Here is a 17,429-nt window from a genome sequence, read left to right as displayed (position 1 = left end):
AAAGCCGGGACGGCCGCTTGATGCAGGCCCGCGGACGGTACGGCCGCTTGATCCAGGACTCTACGCGGTCGCGACGCCGATCGGCAATCTGGGCGACATGACCACGCGGGCGCTGGAGGTGCTGGCATCGGCCGATCTGGTGCTGTGCGAGGATACCCGCACCACCGGCCGGCTGCTGAGCCATTGGGGCATCCGCGCCAAGCTCGTCCCCTATCACGACCATAATGCCGCCCGGATGCGGCCCGAGGTGCTGCGCCGGCTGGATGAAGGCGCGCGGGTGGCGCTGGTTTCCGACGCCGGCACGCCGCTGGTGTCGGACCCGGGCTACAAGCTGGTGCGCGCGGTCGCCGCGGCCGGCCATCAGGTGCGGGCCGTGCCGGGGCCATCGGCGCTGACCGCCGCCCTGTCGATCGCCGGCCTGCCCACCGACCGGGTGCTGTTCCACGGCTTTCCGCCCGCCAAGGCGGGGGAGCGGATGCGCAGCTTCCGCCGGCTGGCGGACGAGCCGGCGACGCTGGTGTTCTATGACAGCCCCAACCGCATCGCCCGCACGCTGGCCGAACTCGCCGAGGCCCTGGGGCCGCGGCCGGCGGCCGTCGCCCGCGAATTGACCAAGCTGTTTGAAGAGGTGGTGCGCGGCACCCTGCCCGAGCTGGCGGCACGGTTCGAGGCCGCGACCCCCAAGGGCGAGATCGTGCTGCTGGTTGAAGGCCATCGCGCGCCCGAGGCCACCGATGCCGATGACGACGATGCCCTGCCCGCGGGCCCCGGCCGGCTGGATGCGGGCGCCGTCGACAAGCTGCTGCCGCCGCTGGTCAAGGCGATGGGGGCCGCGCGCGCGGCCCGGCTGCTGGCCGAGATCACCGGCAGCCCCCGGCGCGCCTTCTATGCCCGCGCGGCGGCGCTGGGCGGCGCATCCGACGATGGCGCCTGCGATCCGCAGGACGATCCGGCGGCATGACCCGGGAGCGCGCGCCTTCCGGCCGGGATGGCACAAGTCGGGATCGCGCAGACGGCGCGCGCGCCGGCCGGGGCCGCCGGTCGGAACGCGCCGGCAGGCGGGCCGAGTTTCTGGCGGCGCTGCGGCTCAGGCTGTGCGGCTGGCGGGTGCTCGCCCGCCGGCTGAAGACGCCGGCCGGCGAGATCGACCTGCTGGTGCGGCGCGGCCGGGTGGTGGCGATCGTCGAGGTCAAGCGCCGCCCCGACCGGATGGCAGCCGGCGAGGCGGTGATGCCCGCCCAGCGGCGGCGGCTGGCCGGCGCCGCCGCCTGGGTGCTGGGCCAGGGCGCGCGGATCGGTGCCGGCGGCGTCGATTGCCTGCGGTTCGATCTGGTCTGGGTTGACCGGCTGGGTCTGCCGCATCATCTGCCCGATGCCTGGCGGCTTGATCCATGATCCCGCCCCGGAAGTGATCCCGCCCCGGATACGGGCACGCCGGCACATGGCGTTGCCGCGCATCGCGGTGCTAGGATGCGCCCAACCCCGCACGACCACCGGTCCCGGATAGATGTTGACCCCATGACCAGCGAATTGATCACCGGCCCCCCGCGACATGTCCGGCCATGGCCGCTTCTGGCCCTGTTGTCGGCCACAGCCGGCCTGGGGCTGCTTCAGGCCTGCGCCCCGGCGGTGGCCACCGGCGGTGTGACGGCCGTATCGGCGGCGGCGGATGAACGCGGCATCGGCGGCGTGATATCGGACGCCGATATCCGCGCCGGCATCGCCCGACGACTGTTCGAGCGCCAGGTCGACGAGCTGTACCGCCCGGTGCATATCCAGGTGAATCAGGGCCGGGTGCTGCTGACCGGCCGGGTTGCCACGCCCGTATGGCAGGCCGAGGCGCAGGCGATCGCCGCCGGCGTGCCCGGTGTCACCGCGGTGATGAACGAGGTCCGGGTGGCCGAGGCCGGCGATCTTGGCGATTACGCCCGCGACACCTGGATCACTACCCGGCTCCGGGCCGCGATCCTTGCCGACGATACGGTCAATAGCTTCAGCTACAACATCGAGGTGTCGGGCGCCGTGGTCTATCTGATCGGGCTGGCCAGCAGCGATGCCGAACATCTGCGGGTGGTGGAGATCGCCCGTGGCATCCCCAATGTCAGGCGCGTGGTGTCACATGTTCAGGTCAAACCCGCGGCCGCTGCCGGAGAACGGTCATGAGCACAGAGACGCCCCCTGCCGGGCGGGCGGGTTCCGTCGATCGCGCGGCCATCGCCCGCCGGCTGGAAGCCATCGGCCGGCTGGATGACGAGGCGATCCCGATCGCCGAGACCGCGCTGATGCTGTCGATGCTCGACCATCCCTCAGCCGACCTCGCCGCCTGTCGCGACCTGCTCGACGAACTGGCGCTGGCCGCCGAGACCGAGGCCCGGGCGCGTGGCCTGAAGACCGGGGTCGATGCGGCCGACAGCGACGATGCCGCCGGCGACCGCGCCCGGCTGATCGCCGACACCCTGTATGGCCGCTTCGGCTTTGGCGGCGACGAGCAGACCTATGACGAGGACGACAATGCCAGCCTGGCGCGGGTGCTGATCCGCCGTCGGGGCATGCCGGTGGCGCTGGGCATCCTGGCCATGCATCTGGGCGAGGTGCTGGGCTGGCCGGTGACGGGGGTGAATTTCCCGGCGCATTTCCTGGTCCGGGTCGATGGCGCCCATGACCGGGTGCTGGTCGATCCGTTTCATGGCGGCCGGATCATGGAAACCCCCGATCTGCGCGCGCTGCTGAAACAGGTGTCGGGCGAGACCGCCGAGCTTGAGGCCGGGCATTACCGGGCGGTCGACCGCCGCGCGGTGCTGCTGCGGCTGCAGAACAATCTGAAGATCCGGGCGTCGGGGCGCGGCGAGCTTGAACGAGCCCGCGACATCCTGGCCCGCATGCTGCTGATCGCCCCCACCGACTGGGCGCTGTGGTACGAGCTGGGGCTGATGCGCGCCCGGCTTGGCGAACAACTGGGCGCCGTGCAGGCCCTGGAGGTTTTCGCCGCCAACACCACCGCCGAGGAACCCCGCCGGCGTGCGCTGACCCTGGTCGAGCGCCTGCGTGCCGAGATCAACTGACGCATCCCCGTGAAGGAAACCGTTCGATGAGCCTTGCCGTCGCCGTCCAGATGGACCCGATCCAGTCGATCGACATCAATGCCGACAGCACCTTCGCGCTGATGCTCGAAGCCGAGCGCCGCGGCCACCGGCTGTTCTATTACCTGCCCCGCGACCTGTCGCTGCGCGACGGCCGGGTCACCGCCCGCGGCCACGAGATCACCGTGCGCCGCATGGCCGGCGATCATTACCGCATGGGCGCCGCCGAGGTGCGGGATCTGGCCGGTACCGATGTGGTGCTGCTGCGCCAGGATCCGCCCTTCGACATGGCCTATATCACCACCACCCATATGCTTGAGCATGTGCATCCGAAAACGCTGGTGGTGAATGATCCATCATCGGTGCGCAATGCGCCCGAAAAGCTGCTGGTCACCCATTACCCCGACCTGGCGCCACCGACGCTGATCACCACCGACGTGCTGGCGCTGCGGGAATTCCGGGCCGAGCACCGCGACATCATTCTGAAGCCGCTCTATGGCAATGGCGGTGCGGCCGTGTTCCGCATCCGCCCGGATGACGAGAACTTCAACAGCGCGGTCGAGGTGTTCAGCCGGCTGGGCCGCGAGCCGATCATCGCCCAGCGCTATCTGCCCGATGTCCGCCAGGGCGACAAGCGGATCATCCTGGTCGACGGCGAGCCGCTCGGCGCCATCAACCGGGTGCCCGCCGAGGGTGAGGCGCGGTCGAACATGCATGTCGGCGGCCGGCCTGAGGCGACCTCACTCACCGCGCGTGAGCGCGAGATCTGCGAAGCGATCGGCCCGTCACTGAAGGCCCAGGGGCTGATCTTCGTCGGCATCGACGTGATCGGCGACTATCTCACCGAGATCAACGTCACCTCCCCGACCGGACTTCAGGAGATCGAGCGCTTCGACGGCACCAATCTCGCCGCCTCGATCTGGGACGCCATCGAAAGCCGGCGCTGAGGGCACACCGGCCGCTATCCATTCCCTGTTCATCAGGCCAGGAGAGATCCGGACCATGACCACCGACGACGTCATCATCTGGCACAATCCGCGCTGCTCGAAATCACGGGCCGTGCTCGACCGGCTCACCGCGCGCGGCGTCAATCCCATCGTGGTGCGGTATCTCGACACCCCGCCCGACGCGGTCAAGATCGCGGCGGTGCTCGGCATTCTGGGCGTGGATGCCCGCGCGTTGATCCGCAAGGGCGAGCCGGAATACAAGGCCCTGGGGCTGGATGACCCGGCGATCGGCGACAGCGCGCTGATCGCCGCCATGGCCGCCCACCCCAAGCTGATCGAGCGCCCGGTCGTGATCCACCGCCAACGCGCGGTCATCGGCCGACCGACCGAGGCGGTCGACAGCCTGTTCTGATCAGGCGCGGGGCCCGCGCGTCCCGACCGGCACGCAGCTTGCTTTACTTTGCGCGCATTGATTGATACGTAGCGCGATCATCACGAAAAATGGTTTAATCTCTCAGCATCGTTGCATGTTGGCTTCCGTGCGGCGCCATCCGCGTGATGCGCGCCGCGTGGACGCGCTGCGCAACGGACAGTGCAACGACCCAGCCGAGGGAGAGGCCGACGTGGACGCCAGCACCCACAGCCTGCACCGTTCCAGCCCTGCCATGGCCGAAGATGCAGGGGCCGGGGATACGGAGGCCGGGGATACGGGGGCCGATGATGCAGGGACGCCGCATCCATCGGCGCGAACCGGCACACTTGCCGACGCCGACGCCCTGTTTCATGCCGGCGTCGGCCAGCGCATCCGCCGCATCAGGCGTGCCCGTGGGCTCACTCAGGAACGCTGTGCCGCAGCCCTGGGCATCAGTTTTCAGCAGTTGCAGAAGTATGAGAAGGGCCGCAACCGCATTGCCGCCTGCACGCTGGTGCGTCTGGCCGAGGTGCTGGAGGTGGCGCCGGATGCCCTGCTCGACGACACCACCGACCCGCTGACCGTGCCCCCCCGCCGGCGGCGCGACCCGAAGCCGGACCCGAAGCCATTGGCCATCGCCCGGCCGACGCCGGGGGTGGAGGCGGTGGCCGATCCCACCGCGCGGCGTGCCCTGACCGATCTGATCCGGGCGCTGTCGAGCGCCGGCCTCAAGCGCGCGACCTGACCCGACGGACCGCCTACCATCGCATGCCCGACACATGAAACGCCGCCGGCTCCCTCTACGGGAACCGGCGGCGTTTCATGTGTGGCAGATCAGGGCGGGCAGATCAGGGCGGGCAGGGCATGGCGGGCAGGCATGGCCCCGGCGTCACGCCGCCATCACTGCGGCTGGCTGCGGCGCTGCTGTTCGGCCTGATACAGCTGCACGAAATCGATCGGGTCCAGCATCAGCGGCGGGAAACCGCCATCGCGGGTGGCGTCCGAGATGATCCGGCGCGCGAAGGGGAAGATCTGACGCGGGCCTTCGATCAGCAGGAAGGGCTGGACCTGTTCCTGCGGGAAATTCTCCAGCATGAACACGCCGGCATAGGACAGTTCGCACAGGAAGGTGGTGGTTTCTTCGTGCTTCGCCGAAGCCGACAGCTTCAGTTCGACCTCGAAATTGTTGTCGCCCAGTGGCTGGGCGCCGACATTCACCGTCACCGCGATGTTCGGCCGGTTCTGGGCCGAGGCGATCAGCGAGCGCGGCGCGTTCGGGTTCTCGAACGACAGGTCCTTGATGTACTGGATGGCAAGACGGAAGCGCGGTGCGGCATCGGTGCCGGCGCCGGCGGCATCATTGCCTTCGGGCGTCTGGGTGTCGGCCATGGGGTGCTGGTCTCCGCTCGGTGACGCAGGCGTGTGCCTGATGACGAGATGGGGTCTGGACAAGATCAGGCCCGAACAGGCGGGCGCCGGGTTGAACGGCGCCCGGATGGGCCGGCCCCGTTCGGCCTAACATGAGACCGCCCCCGACGGCAAGCCGCGCGGGTTGAAGATTGCCGGCTCGTGGCCGGAGGCCGGTGACAGATCTGACATGGCGGGTCAGCGGCCGATCAGCGGCGGGTCGTCATCGGGACCACCTGGCCGGTCCCGGCGGCGCGAGGCATCCTCCTGAGCCGAATACTCACCCTCGATGATCACCGTGCCGTCAGCCGATCGCCAGGTGCCGCCGCCCTGGCCGGGGCCGCCGCTGCGGGTGGCCATCATGAACCGGGCGCGGGCCTGGATCTGGCGCTGCAACACCCGGCGCAGGCCCGGCACCAGCAGCAGGGCGCCCAGCGCGTCGGTGAAGAAGCCCGGCACCAGCAGCAGCACCGCCGCCAGCCCAAGGAACAGGCCGTCGAACACCTCGTCGACCGGGGCTTCGTTGCGCTCCAGCCGGGCGCGGGCATTCATCAGCGCGCGAAGGCCCTGGCGGCGGAGCATCCAGGCACCGATCACCGCGGTCAGCACACACAGGCCCACCGTCGGCAGGGCACCGATCTCGCCGCCCACCTGGATGAACAGCACGATCTCGACCAGCGGCGTGATGAGAAGGATAAGAAGCAGTGAGACTGCGGCGACCATGCTTGCCCTTTCCTGAACCGACCCTTATGTAAGGGTGGAAGCGGCGCCGTCCAACCCTCGCTGTGTTCGTGTGACGTAATCCGAACCGCCGCCCTTGGCGATACGTTTGGTCGTGCCGGTTCCGGCGGGTGCGGCCGACCGATCGTGCCCCGCCGCCGAACTCCTTCGCGCGGACGCCTCCGACGGCCAGGTCCAGTGTTCATGGAATATCTCGACATACTCTTCTTCGCCCTGGTTGCCGTGTTCGTGGCATTGCGGCTGCGTGGGGTGCTTGGAACGCGGACCGGCCATGAGCGGCCGCCCGAGGACAAGGCGCTGTCGCGGCGAAATGCCGCAGCCGGTGCCAAGGCGGGCGATCCCGCCGCACCGCCCGGCCCCGCCCGGGTGCTGCCGTTTCCCATGTCCGACAGCGTCATGGCCCTGATCGACGAACCGGCGCGCGAAGGCATCGAGTATATCCGCCGCGCCGATCGCAATTTCGACCCCAAGGGCTTCCTCGACGGTGCCCAGCAGGCGTTCGAGATGGTTCTGGACGCCTTCGCCCGCGGCGACAAGCAGACGCTGGAAATGCTGCTGTCACCACAGGTGATGGCCGGCTTCTCGGCCGTGATCGACGAGCGCGAGGCGGAAGGTCAGACCCACAGCACCCGGATCGTGTCGGTGCGCGAGCCGCGCATCGCGGAAGCCCGGCTGGCGGGCAGCCTGGCGCAGGTGACGGTGCGGTTCTCGACCACCCAGATCAACCAGACCCTGGACAACCAGGACCGGGTGATCGCGGGCGGTGCCGAGGAAATCGACCTGATCGATCTTTGGACGTTCGAGCGTGACACCCGGTCCAGCGATCCGAACTGGATGCTGACCGCCACCCGCAGCGGCGCATGAGCCGAGCGGTGATGGCGCCGCGGGTCGCGGCAGCGGTCATTCTGCTGGTGGTGCTGGTTGTGACCGTGGTCGCCATCGGCCCGCGCGCGCCCGGCCCTGCCCCTGAGGCGCCCCCCCCGCCGGCCCCGGCGGCACCTGCCGGTCTCGCGCGGTTCGAACGGGTCGCCTTCACCGATCTGGCCGGCTGGGATGCCGATGACCAGTCGGCGGCGCTGGGCGCCTTCCAGATCTCGTGCCGGATCATCCTGCGCCGGCCGCCCGATGCCCTGCTCGACCGCAGCGGCCGGTTCGGCACGGTCGGCCACTGGCGCGATCTGTGCGGCGCCGCGGTCGATCTGCCGCTGGATGACGCCGGGGCCGCGCGCGGCTTCTTCGAACGCCATTTCAACGCCTGGCAGGTGATGAAGCCCGATGGCGACGTCCGGGGCCTGTTCACCGGCTATTACGAGCCCGAGCTTGCCGGCGCGCTCAACCCCGATACCCGCCATGACGTGCCGCTCTACCGGCTGCCCGATGATCTGGTGGTCGCCGATCTGGGCGCCTTCGACCAGAGCCTGGATGGCCGTCGGATCGTCGGCCGGGTCAGCGATGGCGGCCGACTTGAACCCTATTACGACCGCGCGGCCATCGCCGATGGCGCGCTGGACGATCGCGGCCTGGAACTGCTGTGGGTCGACGACCCGGTCGATGCCTTCTTCCTGCAAATTCAAGGCTCCGGCCGGGTGCGGCTGCCCGACGGGCAGGTGCTGCGCGTGGGCTATGCCGGCGCCAATGGCCGGCCCTATCGCTCGATCGGCAAGGTGCTGATCGATCTGGCCGAGATGAACCCGGAAGAGGTGTCGCTGCAGACCCTCCGCGCCTGGCTGGCGGCACACCCAGACCGGATGGCCGAAATCCTCGACCAGAACCCGTCCTATGTCTTCTTCCGGCTGCTTGAGGATGATGGGCCGCTGGGCGCCATGGGCGCCGTGCTCACCCCCGGCCGGTCGCTGGCGGTGGACCGGGGCGCGCTGCCGCTGGGGGCACCTGTCTGGCTCGACACCACCTATCCCGATGACGTCGGCTCTATCGGCGGCACGCCGCTGCGCCGGCTGATGGTCGCCCAGGATACCGGCGGCGCGATCAAGGGTGCGGTGCGCGGCGACGTGTTCTGGGGGCCGGGCGATTTTGCCGAACTGGTCGCCGGCCGCATGAAGCAGCCCGGCGGCTATACCCTGCTGCTGCCGCTGGCGATCGACCCGCAGGCCGCCGCCGCCGAGGCACCACCCGCCGGTTGAACCGCCGGTGCCGGGCCGTCTGCGCTGAAAGCTTGCCTCTGTGGCCGCATCGTCCCATCCTCGTCGGCAAATGGCGGTCGGACGACCATGCCCGCTCAACGGGCGGCGCCGGGCGCGAAGAAGGCTTGAAGAGGACGAGACCCAAGGTGAGCGCTGACGTTGAGGACAAGGCGGGATTGCCTCCCCGCGCCCTGCAGCCGGTGACGGTCGGGCTGTTCGCGACCTGTCTGGTCGACATGTTCCGGCCCAGTGTCGGCTTCGCGACCGCCAGACTTCTGGAAGCTGCCGGCTGCCGGGTGGTTGTGCCCGATGCCCAGACCTGCTGCGGCCAGCCGGCCTATAATTCCGGCGACAGCAAGGACGCCCGGGCGCTGGCCCGCGACATGATCCGGCTGTTCGAGCCGTTCGATTATGTGGTGGTGCCGTCGGGTTCCTGCGGCGGCATGATCTCGCATCATTATCCCGATCTGCTGCGCGACGATCCCGACTGGGGGCCGCGCGCCCGCCGGCTGGCGGCGCGCTGCTATGAGTTGATGGCGTTCCTGGTCGATGTCCGGGGGATGGACGCGGTCAGCGTCCGCCTGGATGCCACGGTCACCTATCACGACAGTTGCTCAGGGCTTCGTGAGCTTGGCGTCAAGGCCCAGCCGCGCCGGCTGCTCGACAGCGTCGAGGGGCTGACCCTGAAGGAGTTGACCGGCGCCGAGGATTGCTGCGGCTTCGGCGGCACCTTCTGCGTGAAATATCCCGACATCTCGGGGCGGATGGTGTCGAACAAGGTGGCCGATATCCGCGCCACCGGCGCCGACATGCTGCTTGCCGGCGATATGGGCTGCCTGCTGAACATGGCCGGGCGGCTGAAGCGCGAGGGTTCGACCGTTCAGGTCCGGCATGTGGCCGAGGTTCTGGCGGGCATGACCGACACGGCACCGATCGGCGATACCGCCGATGCGGCCCGTCGTCGCTGACCGCCGGAGGCCGATCGATGCAGGCGACCAGTCATCAGTTCAAAGACAACGTCAAGCGGGCGATGGGCGATGCCGAGCTTCAGGCATCCCTGTCGAAGATCAAGAACGGCTTCGTGCCCAAGCGGGCGGCGGCGGCGGCGGCGCTGCCGGAATTCGAGACGCTGCGCGACGAGGCCCGCGACATCAAGAACCACGTTCTCGGCCATCTCGACATCTATCTTGAGCGGTTCACCGCCGAGGTCGAGGCGCGCGGCGGCCATGTCCACTGGGCACCGACCGCCGCCGATGCCCGGCGGATCATCATCGACCTGGCCCGCGAAAGCGGCGCCCGGACGATCACCAAGTCCAAATCGATGGTGACCGAGGAAATCGCGCTCAACGACGCGCTGGAACAGGTTGGGATCGAGCCGATCGAGACCGATCTTGGCGAATACATCATCCAATTGGCCAAGGAACCGCCCAGCCACATCATCGCGCCCGCGATCCACAAGACCAAGGAACAGGTGGCGGAACTGTTCCTGCGCCACCATGGCCGCTATGGCAAGACCCAGCGCCTGACCGAGCCGACCGACATGGTCCGCGAGGCGCGCGAGGTGCTGCGCCAGAAATATCTCGATGCCGATATGGGCATCACCGGCGCCAACTTCCTGGTCGCCGAGACCGGATCGATCATCCTGGTCACCAATGAGGGCAATGCCGACCTGACCCTGGCCCTGCCCAAACGCCATGTGGTGGTGGCGGGGATCGAGAAGCTGGTGCCGACGCTGGAAGACGCCTCCACCATGCTGCGGGTGCTGGCGCGATCGGCCACGGGGCAGGAATTCTCGTCCTACACCACGCTGGTGACCGGGCCGAAGCGCGATGGCGATCTCGACGGCCCCGACGATTTCCACATCGTGCTGCTCGACAATGGCCGCTCGGGCATGATCGGCACCGAGTTTCAGGACATGCTGCGCTGCATCCGCTGTGGCGCCTGCATGAACCACTGCCCGGTCTATAACGCCGTCGGCGGCCATGCCTATGGCTGGGTCTATCCGGGGCCGATGGGCGCCGTGCTCACCCCGGCGCTGATCGGGGTGGATGAAGCCGGGCATCTGCCCAATGCCTCCACCTTCTGCGGGCGCTGCGAACAGGTGTGTCCGGTGCGCATTCCGCTGCCCCGGATGATGCGCGCCTGGCGTACGCGGGAATTCGAACGCGGACTGAACCCCACCGGACAGCGCTGGGGCCTGGGCCTGTGGGCCTGGTTCGCCCGCAGGCCGCGTGCCTACCGGCTGCTGTCGCGCACCGGTGCCGCGGTGCTGGGCCGGCTGGGGCGCGGCAATGGCCGCTTCCGCCGCCTGCCACTGGCCGGCGGCTGGACCGGGGTTCGCGATCTGCCGGCACCGGAAGGCCGCAGTTTCGTCGCCGCCTGGAAGGCCGATGGCCGTCCCACAGCCATGCCCATCTCCCCGACACAGGGCACCACCGGGAGCACGAAGTCATGACCGCCGACAGCGCCCGTACCGAGATCATGGCGGCGGTCCGCGCCGGCATCGGCCGCGATGCCGCCAATGAAGCCGATGCCCGCGCCCGGGTCGCGGCCCGGCTTGCCGCCCACAAACCCAATACCGTGCCCGCCCGCAGCGATCTGGACCCGGCCGGCCGGGTGTCGCTGTTCATCGACATGCTGCGGAAGGTTTCGGGCACCGTGGCGCGGGTGGACGGCACAGGCCAGGTGCCGGCGGCGATCCTGGACTATCTGGCGGCCTGCAACCTGCCGATGGCCGCCGCCCGCGCGCCCGATCCGCTGCTGGATGCCATCGACTGGCAGGGGTTGGCGCCGATGCTGTCCCTGCGCGCCGGGCCGGCGCAGGCCGCCGACGAGGTGTCGGTGACCTCGGCCTTCGCCGGCATCGCCGAAACCGGCACGCTGGCGCTGGCATCGGCCGCGACCCATCCGACGACGCTGAATTTCCTGCCGGAAACCCATATCGTGGTCTTGCCAGCGGCCCGCATTGTCGGCACCTATGAGGATGTCTGGGCGCGGATGCGGGCCGAACTTGGCCTGCTGCCGCGTGCGTTGAACCTGATCACCGGCCCCAGCCGCACCGGTGATATCGAACAGCAGATCGAGCTGGGCGCCCACGGCCCCCGCCGGCTGCATGTCGTGATCGTCGACGAGGCCTGAAACCACCCATGCCGCAACGCCCGCCCCGACTGCCGCAGAGGCCGACGACCGACCGGCCGACCAGAGAGAGGCCGGGCACGGACAGAGATGTGTTGCGCCCCGATCTCGATACCGAGGCGCGGCTGTTCGAGCGGGCGATGCGGGCCGAGGCGGTGGCGGCCGAAACCGGCTGGCGCGGCCCCGACCTGCCATCCACCCATGCCACGGCTGCTGCCGGCGATGCCGATGGCGTGGCGCCGCAGCCGCGCCGCCGGGCACTGGACGCGCTGAAAAAGCCGGCCGCGACGCCAAAGCTGGTGCGCCGGTCGGCCCGTGGCCTCAGCCGCGCCGAAACCGCGCTGTTCGGCGCGGCGATGTCCGACGTGACGCCGATCAAGGGTCATGCGCCGGTCGCCGTGCCGCCGCCGCCCGCCCCGCCGCCGGCCGCGCCGTCACCGGCCATGGCATCCCCGGCACCGCCGGCATCCGCCCCATCCGCGCCGACATCACGCGGTCGCGTGGCCACCTTGGCACCGCAGCCGCTGGAAGCCCTGACCCGCAAGCCGGTCGATGGGCTGGATCTGCGCAACCAGACCCGGTTGCGGCGCGGCGCGATGCCGGTTGAGGCGATGCTGGACCTGCATGGCCATAACCGCGAGGTCGCGCGCGGCATGCTGGTCGATTTCATCGCCCGCTCCCATGCCCGGGGCCTGCGCTGCGTGCTGGTGATCACCGGCAAGGGCGGGCCGCGCCCGCAGCCGGTGGTGCGCCGGCGCGGCGACCCGCTGCCCGACGAGACCGTGGCGGCGCCACGCGATCCCTGGGCCACCAACCCGGCGGGCGTGATCCGCGGCGAATTGCCGCGCTGGCTGAACGAACCCGAGACCCGGCCGAAGGTGCTGGCCTTCACCCATGCCCGCCAGATGCATGGCGGCTTCGGCGCGGTCTATGTGCTGCTGAAACGCGACCGATGACCCCGTTCGGCGAAAGGCTGCGCCAGCTTCGGGCACGCCGCGGGATCAGCCAGAAGCAGATGGCCCATGACCTGCAGATCTCCAACGCCTATCTCTCGGCGCTGGAACATGGCCGGCGCGGTGCACCCACCCGGTCGCTGCTGATCCAGATCTGCACCTATTTCAACATCATCTGGGACGAGGCCGAGGAACTGGAGCGGCTGGCCGGGCTTTCGCATCCGAAGGTCACGGTCGATACCGGCGGCCTCAGCCCCCGCGCCACCCGGCTGGCCAATCTGATCGCCGACCGCATCGCCCGCTTCGATGATGCCACCCTCGACCGGCTGCTCGCCATTATCGACAGCGTGCCTGGCATCGACAGCGTACCCGGCTCCCGCCCCGAACGCCCCTAGCTGCCACCAAACGCCCGCAATCATGAGGACATCCGTCATGGCCCCGCCCGCCCAAGCCCGTATCGCCATGGTCGCCAGCCTGAACGCCGACCGGGTGATCCGTCTGGACCGGCGGATCGTGTCGGGCGGCCGGCCGCGCGGCACCGATGAGGGGCCGCGCATCGGCGGGTCGGGCGTCAATGTCGGCACCGCGCTGATCCTGGCCGGCCACCCGGTGCAGCTCATCACCCGGGTGGCGCATGACGCCCTGGCCGACCGGCTGGTGGCCGAGGTGGAGGCGATCGGCTTCGATGTATCGAAGCTCGACCGCGGCCTTGACCATTCGCCTGAAACCATGCTGCTGCTCGACCCGGAAGGCGAGCGCACGATCCTGAAGATCGGCCATCATCTGGCCTGGGTGCCGCCCGAAGACGTGCTGGATGGCGCCGACTTCCTGTTCCTGAACAGCCGCAACCCCGATGCCGGCCGGATCCTGGCCGCCGCCGCCGCGCGTGGCATGCCGCGCATCGCCCAGATCCCGCCGGCCGAACATGAAGCCGGCCTGCCCGCCGGCAGTTGGCCGGCCGAGGTGTTCGTGGCCTCGATCGACGATCTGGCGCCGGCCGCCGCCGCCGATCCCTGGGCCGCCGCCAGCCGGCTGGCCGGGCCGGGCCTCCGCTGGGTGATCGTCACCTATGGCGCCGATGGCTGCGATGCGATCGGCCCCGATGGCCGTCGGCATCACTGCGCCGCCCCGCATGTGGCGCATGTGGTCGATACCACCGGCGCCGGCGACGCCTTCGCCGGCGGCTTCACCGATGCCTGGCTGCGCGGCGCCGATATCGACACCGCGCTGGCCCGGGGCAGCGCCTTCGGCGCGCTGGCGGTTCAGACCGAAGGCAGCGTGCTCAAGAGCCTGCCCGACTAAGCAAAGCTGACCCGCGCCCGGATCAGCAGCGCCGCCATCGCCAGTACCAGGGTCGCCGCCAGGATCACGCCGGTGGCGCCATTGGCATCGAAGATCAGGCCGCCCGCCGCCGCACCAGTGGCGATGGCCAGTTGGATCGCGGCGACGATCAGCCCGCCGGCGCTTTCGGCCTCGTCCGGCACCGCCCGGGTCAGCCAGGTCGACCACGCCACCGGTACCGCGCCGAAAGCCATGCCCCACAGTGCCAGCATCGCCGCATCGCCGGCGACACTGCCGCCGAACCACACGAGCCCCAGCCCCAGCGCCACCATCAGCACCGGCATCGCCAGCAGCACCGCCTTCAGATTGCGGGCGATCAGCGGCCCGGCCAGACCGGTGCCGACGAAATTGGCCGCGCCGAAACCCAGCAGGATCGCCGAGATGCCGGTGATGCCGACCCCGGTCACGGTTTCAAGGAAGGGCCGCAGATAGGTGAACACGGCGAAATGGCCGGTGAACACCAGCAGCACCGCGATCATACCGGCGCCGATGCGCGGCCGGCGCAGCACCAGCACCAGGGTGCCCAGCCGGGTGGTGCCGGTGGGGGCCATGCGCGGCAGGGTCGCGAACTGTACCATGAAGGCCAGAAGCCCGAGGCCGGCCGCCATCAGAAACACCATCCGCCAGCCCAGCAGATCGCCCAGAAAGCTGCCCAGCGGCGCTGCCGCCACGGTCGCGGCCGAGACACCCGCGAACACCATCGACAGCGCCTTGGGCACCATCGCTTCGGGCACCAGCCGCATCACGGTTGCGGCCGACATGGTCCAGAATCCACCCAGCGCCACGCCCAGCAGCACCCGCGCCGCGATCAGCAGCCCCAGATCCGGCGCCACCGCCACAAGCAGGTTCGATGCCACCAGCAGGCCGGTGAAGCCCAGCAGCACATACCGCCGGTCAAGACGGCGGGTGGCGGCGGCAATCACCAGGCTGGTCACCAGCCCCACCGCGGCGGTGGCGGTCACCGCCTGGCCGGCCAATCCTTCCGTCACACCCAGATCGGCCGCCATCGGCGTCAGCAGGCTGGCGGGCAGGAACTCGGCCGTCACCAGGCCGAACACGCCCAGCGCCATCGACAGCACCGCCCACCACGCCCCGGCACTGGCACTCGCACCGGCCGGACCGGCGGCGGTGGCGGTCGTCACACAATCACTCACGACCATGTCCTTATCGTCAGGAAGGGTTCAGTCAGGTGCGGAGGATAGGCTGGACAACCCGGACGCACCATGCCATCACATCCGGAATGTTTGACCAATCGTCCGGAAGCCATGGCTGACCCGTCCACTTACCCACCTTCCGCCGATCTGATCAGCGAATTGCTGATGGGGATGCGGATCGACGGCGTGCGATATCGCCGCATCCAGCTCACCGCCCCCTGCGGCATCCGCTTTGGCAATGACGCGGATGCCGATGGTGGATGGGCGCAGTTTCATTTCGTCGCCCGGGGCACCGTGTTTCTGCGCAGCCCGGCCGGTGTGGCGCACAAGCTGGCGGCGGGGGATGCGGCCCTTCTGCCCCGGGGCGGCGCCCATGGCCTGCTGTCCGCCCCCGATCTGCCGGCGCGGGACCTGGCGGGTTTCCAGGCCCACACGATCTGCGAGCGGGTGGAGATGGTGCGGGCCTGCGATGGCGATGCCTGCCCGCAATCGGGGGCCGTGGTGTTCAGCGGCTGCATGGCGTTCGATCTGGGCGGCATGCATCCGCTGCTGGCGCTGATGCCCGAGGTGATGTCGGTCGCGACGCTGCTTGATCGCAATCCGGAAATTCTGCCGATGCTTGAGGCGATGGAGCGCGAGGCCTGTGCCGGGCGGGCCGGGTTCGCGGCCATTCTGGCGCGGCTGGCCGATGTGGTCGCCGCCTCGATCATCCGTGGCTGGGTGGAATGCGGTTGCGGCGAGGCCACGGGCTGGGTGCAGGCGCTGCGCGACCCGCGCCTCGGCCGGGTGATCCTGGCCATGCATCGCGACCCGGGCCGCGCCTGGACCCTGGCCGAACTGGCGGCACAGATGGGCGCCTCGCGTTCCGTCTTCGCCGAACGCTTCCTGGCCGCCACCGGCACCACGCCGCTGCGCTATCTCACCGATCTGCGCATGCGCCTCGCCGCCGGCTGGATCGCGCGCGACCGCCAGTCGATCGACAGCGTCGCCGAGCGCCTGGGCTATGCCTCGCAGGCCGCCTTCAGCCGCGCCTTCAAGCGCGTGACCGGCCATCCGCCGGGGGTGGCGCGTGGTGCCAGCGCGTGATGCCTGAGGAGAGGGCCTTACAGATATGCAATTGCAGAAACATATATTCTTATAGTTGAATTTCTATTGTTTATTTGAACGCAGATTAATTTTGGGCAACACTTCCAACGGTTACATCTGCGGAAGGAGAGCGACGGATTGGAAGCGATCGAATCCGCAGCGAACGTTGTCATGCGCAACGCGCCACAATTCAGTTCGGTGGAAACCGCGACCATCGTCATGACGTCCGCCACCATCATGCTGGGCGCCGTTGCGCTTCTGATTGCGGTGGTCGCGTTCTTCGGCGCCACCTATATTAAGCGGACAGCCAGCCGACAGGCGGAGCAGGTTGCAGGCAAGGCCCTGACCAGCGCGGTTCGGACCTATCTGGACGGACCGGAATTCCAGGCCAGGATCGAGCTTCTGATCGAACGCGGCATCGCGGGACTGGCGGCAGCCAGCGTCGTTGCCGCCGACGAGCGCAGGCCCGGTTCCCAAAGGCCGCAGGAGACCACCAGCGATGATTGAGCATGCCCTTCGCGCAGATGAGGCAGATGCAGGGGCGCCCCATGCCGTGGTTCCCGGCGCCGTGTCGCGCCACCAGCAGTCAGCACCGGTCAAGATCGTCGCCATCGCACGAGATTTGGGACTGAGAGTGTGGACGGAGCCATTGCCCGATGCCCTCTCGGGCAAGCTGGTCCGCGACCCGGAACGTGCCGGTGCCTCCGGCTGGGCAATCATCGTCAACGCCCAGCATGTGAAGGCACGTCGTCGGTTCACCATCGCCCATGAGATCGCCCATTTCCTGCTGCATCGCGATCAGGCATTGCAGGGCGTTCAGGATGATGCCTTCTATCGCAGTCATCTTTCAGGCGCGATCGAAACCGAAGCTAACCGGTTCGCGGCCCAGTTGCTGATGCCATGGCCGTTGATCCGCAGCCTGAACGCCGAGGGCGTGACCGAAATCCGCGACCTTGCCGCCCGGCTGGAGGTCTCGGAAACCGCCATGCGCATCCGGCTGGGACTGCCGACCTGACAGACCCTGAATTGCCA

Annotated in this window: 21 protein-coding genes; 18 read left to right on the top strand and 3 right to left on the bottom strand. The window is 69.2% G+C overall.

The features are described 5' to 3' along the window. The first annotated feature begins 97 nt into the window (after positions 1–97). The 7 genes from rsmI (at position 98) to WG924_RS09360 (ending at position 5,184) form a co-directional block, all read left to right on the top strand. On the top strand, positions 98–961 hold the full coding sequence (gene rsmI / locus WG924_RS09390; RefSeq protein ID WP_372044874.1) for a 16S rRNA (cytidine(1402)-2'-O)-methyltransferase: 864 nt from the start codon (positions 98–100) through the stop codon (positions 959–961). Next, entirely contained in the window at positions 958–1,395 is a 438-nt protein-coding gene (locus WG924_RS09385) for a YraN family protein (protein ID WP_345932742.1), read from the top strand. Before rsmI ends, WG924_RS09385 begins: the two co-directional genes overlap by 4 nt. Positions 1,396–1,518: 123 nt before the next feature. Continuing rightward, positions 1,519–2,163, top strand: a complete 645-nt coding sequence (locus WG924_RS09380; protein ID WP_345932741.1) for a BON domain-containing protein — start codon at positions 1,519–1,521, stop codon at positions 2,161–2,163. After that, on the top strand, positions 2,160–3,062 hold the full coding sequence (locus WG924_RS09375) for a SirB1 family protein (protein WP_345932740.1): 903 nt from the start codon (positions 2,160–2,162) through the stop codon (positions 3,060–3,062). Before WG924_RS09380 ends, WG924_RS09375 begins: the two co-directional genes overlap by 4 nt. A gap of 26 nt (positions 3,063–3,088) precedes the next feature. Further along, on the top strand, positions 3,089–4,027 hold the full coding sequence (gene gshB / locus WG924_RS09370) for a glutathione synthase (RefSeq protein WP_345932739.1): 939 nt from the start codon (positions 3,089–3,091) through the stop codon (positions 4,025–4,027). 55 nt (positions 4,028–4,082) lie between these two features. Then, entirely contained in the window at positions 4,083–4,439 is a 357-nt protein-coding gene (gene arsC, locus WG924_RS09365; protein ID WP_345932738.1) for an arsenate reductase (glutaredoxin), read from the top strand. Positions 4,440–4,650: 211 nt separating this feature from the next. After that, positions 4,651–5,184 (top strand): helix-turn-helix domain-containing protein, encoded by a 534-nt coding sequence (locus WG924_RS09360; RefSeq protein WP_345932737.1) that lies wholly within the window; start codon positions 4,651–4,653, stop codon positions 5,182–5,184. A gap of 155 nt (positions 5,185–5,339) precedes the next feature. Here the strand turns inward: WG924_RS09360 and secB are convergent, their stop codons facing one another. Next, positions 5,340–5,828: a protein-export chaperone SecB gene (gene secB, locus WG924_RS09355; RefSeq protein ID WP_188582618.1), complete on the bottom strand. Its 489-nt coding sequence runs from the start codon at positions 5,826–5,828 to the stop codon at positions 5,340–5,342. A gap of 216 nt (positions 5,829–6,044) precedes the next feature. Beyond that, complete coding sequence (locus tag WG924_RS09350) at positions 6,045–6,569, bottom strand: FxsA family protein (protein ID WP_345932736.1); 525 nt, start codon at positions 6,567–6,569, stop codon at positions 6,045–6,047. 201 nt (positions 6,570–6,770) lie between these two features. Here WG924_RS09350 and WG924_RS09345 point away from each other — a divergent pair, with 201 nt between their 5' ends. From WG924_RS09345 to WG924_RS09310, 8 genes are all read left to right on the top strand, one after another. Next, positions 6,771–7,451, top strand: a complete 681-nt coding sequence (locus tag WG924_RS09345; protein ID WP_345932735.1) for a Tim44/TimA family putative adaptor protein — start codon at positions 6,771–6,773, stop codon at positions 7,449–7,451. Continuing rightward, positions 7,448–8,728 (top strand): murein transglycosylase A, encoded by a 1,281-nt coding sequence (gene mltA, locus WG924_RS09340; RefSeq protein ID WP_345932734.1) that lies wholly within the window; start codon positions 7,448–7,450, stop codon positions 8,726–8,728. Before WG924_RS09345 ends, mltA begins: the two co-directional genes overlap by 4 nt. Before the next feature lie 146 nt (positions 8,729–8,874). Further along, entirely contained in the window at positions 8,875–9,696 is an 822-nt protein-coding gene (locus WG924_RS09335) for a (Fe-S)-binding protein (RefSeq protein ID WP_345932733.1), read from the top strand. Between the two features lie 17 nt (positions 9,697–9,713). Next, positions 9,714–11,183, top strand: a complete 1,470-nt coding sequence (locus tag WG924_RS09330) for a LutB/LldF family L-lactate oxidation iron-sulfur protein (RefSeq protein ID WP_345932732.1) — start codon at positions 9,714–9,716, stop codon at positions 11,181–11,183. Then, complete coding sequence (locus WG924_RS09325) at positions 11,180–11,866, top strand: LutC/YkgG family protein (RefSeq protein ID WP_345932731.1); 687 nt, start codon at positions 11,180–11,182, stop codon at positions 11,864–11,866. The genes WG924_RS09330 and WG924_RS09325 overlap by 4 nt, the downstream gene beginning before the upstream one ends. A gap of 92 nt (positions 11,867–11,958) precedes the next feature. Continuing rightward, positions 11,959–12,819 (top strand): Smr/MutS family protein, encoded by an 861-nt coding sequence (locus WG924_RS09320; RefSeq protein ID WP_345932730.1) that lies wholly within the window; start codon positions 11,959–11,961, stop codon positions 12,817–12,819. After that, positions 12,816–13,211 carry a helix-turn-helix domain-containing protein gene (locus WG924_RS09315; RefSeq protein WP_345932729.1) on the top strand — a complete coding sequence of 132 codons (396 nt, stop codon included), beginning with the start codon at positions 12,816–12,818 and terminating at the stop codon, positions 13,209–13,211. Before WG924_RS09320 ends, WG924_RS09315 begins: the two co-directional genes overlap by 4 nt. A gap of 37 nt (positions 13,212–13,248) precedes the next feature. Beyond that, a complete protein-coding gene (locus WG924_RS09310; RefSeq protein WP_345932728.1) occupies positions 13,249–14,118 on the top strand; it encodes a carbohydrate kinase family protein in 870 nt (289 codons plus the stop codon). On the opposite strand, the gene WG924_RS09305 is transcribed toward WG924_RS09310, so the two are convergent. After that, a complete protein-coding gene (locus WG924_RS09305; RefSeq protein WP_345932814.1) occupies positions 14,115–15,227 on the bottom strand; it encodes an MFS transporter in 1,113 nt (370 codons plus the stop codon). The two genes, WG924_RS09310 and WG924_RS09305, sit on opposite strands and share 4 nt — an antisense overlap. 153 nt (positions 15,228–15,380) lie before the next feature. On the opposite strand from WG924_RS09305, the gene WG924_RS09300 reads away from it, so the two are divergent. The 3 genes from WG924_RS09300 (at position 15,381) to WG924_RS09290 (ending at position 17,412) form a co-directional block, all read left to right on the top strand. Further along, positions 15,381–16,397 (top strand): AraC family transcriptional regulator, encoded by a 1,017-nt coding sequence (locus tag WG924_RS09300; RefSeq protein ID WP_372044875.1) that lies wholly within the window; start codon positions 15,381–15,383, stop codon positions 16,395–16,397. Positions 16,398–16,535: 138 nt separating this feature from the next. Further along, on the top strand, positions 16,536–16,904 hold the full coding sequence (locus WG924_RS09295) for a hypothetical protein (protein ID WP_345932726.1): 369 nt from the start codon (positions 16,536–16,538) through the stop codon (positions 16,902–16,904). Beyond that, the gene (locus WG924_RS09290) at positions 16,897–17,412 is read left to right on the top strand and encodes an ImmA/IrrE family metallo-endopeptidase (RefSeq protein WP_345932725.1); all 516 of its coding nucleotides are present in this window, start codon (positions 16,897–16,899) and stop codon (positions 17,410–17,412) included. Before WG924_RS09295 ends, WG924_RS09290 begins: the two co-directional genes overlap by 8 nt. Positions 17,413–17,429: the final 17 nt, after the last annotated feature.

The organism is Tistrella arctica (assembly GCF_039630945.1).
Lineage (GTDB): Bacteria > Pseudomonadota > Alphaproteobacteria > Tistrellales > Tistrellaceae > Tistrella > Tistrella bauzanensis.
This window is presented reverse-complemented; position numbering and strand designations above follow the sequence as displayed.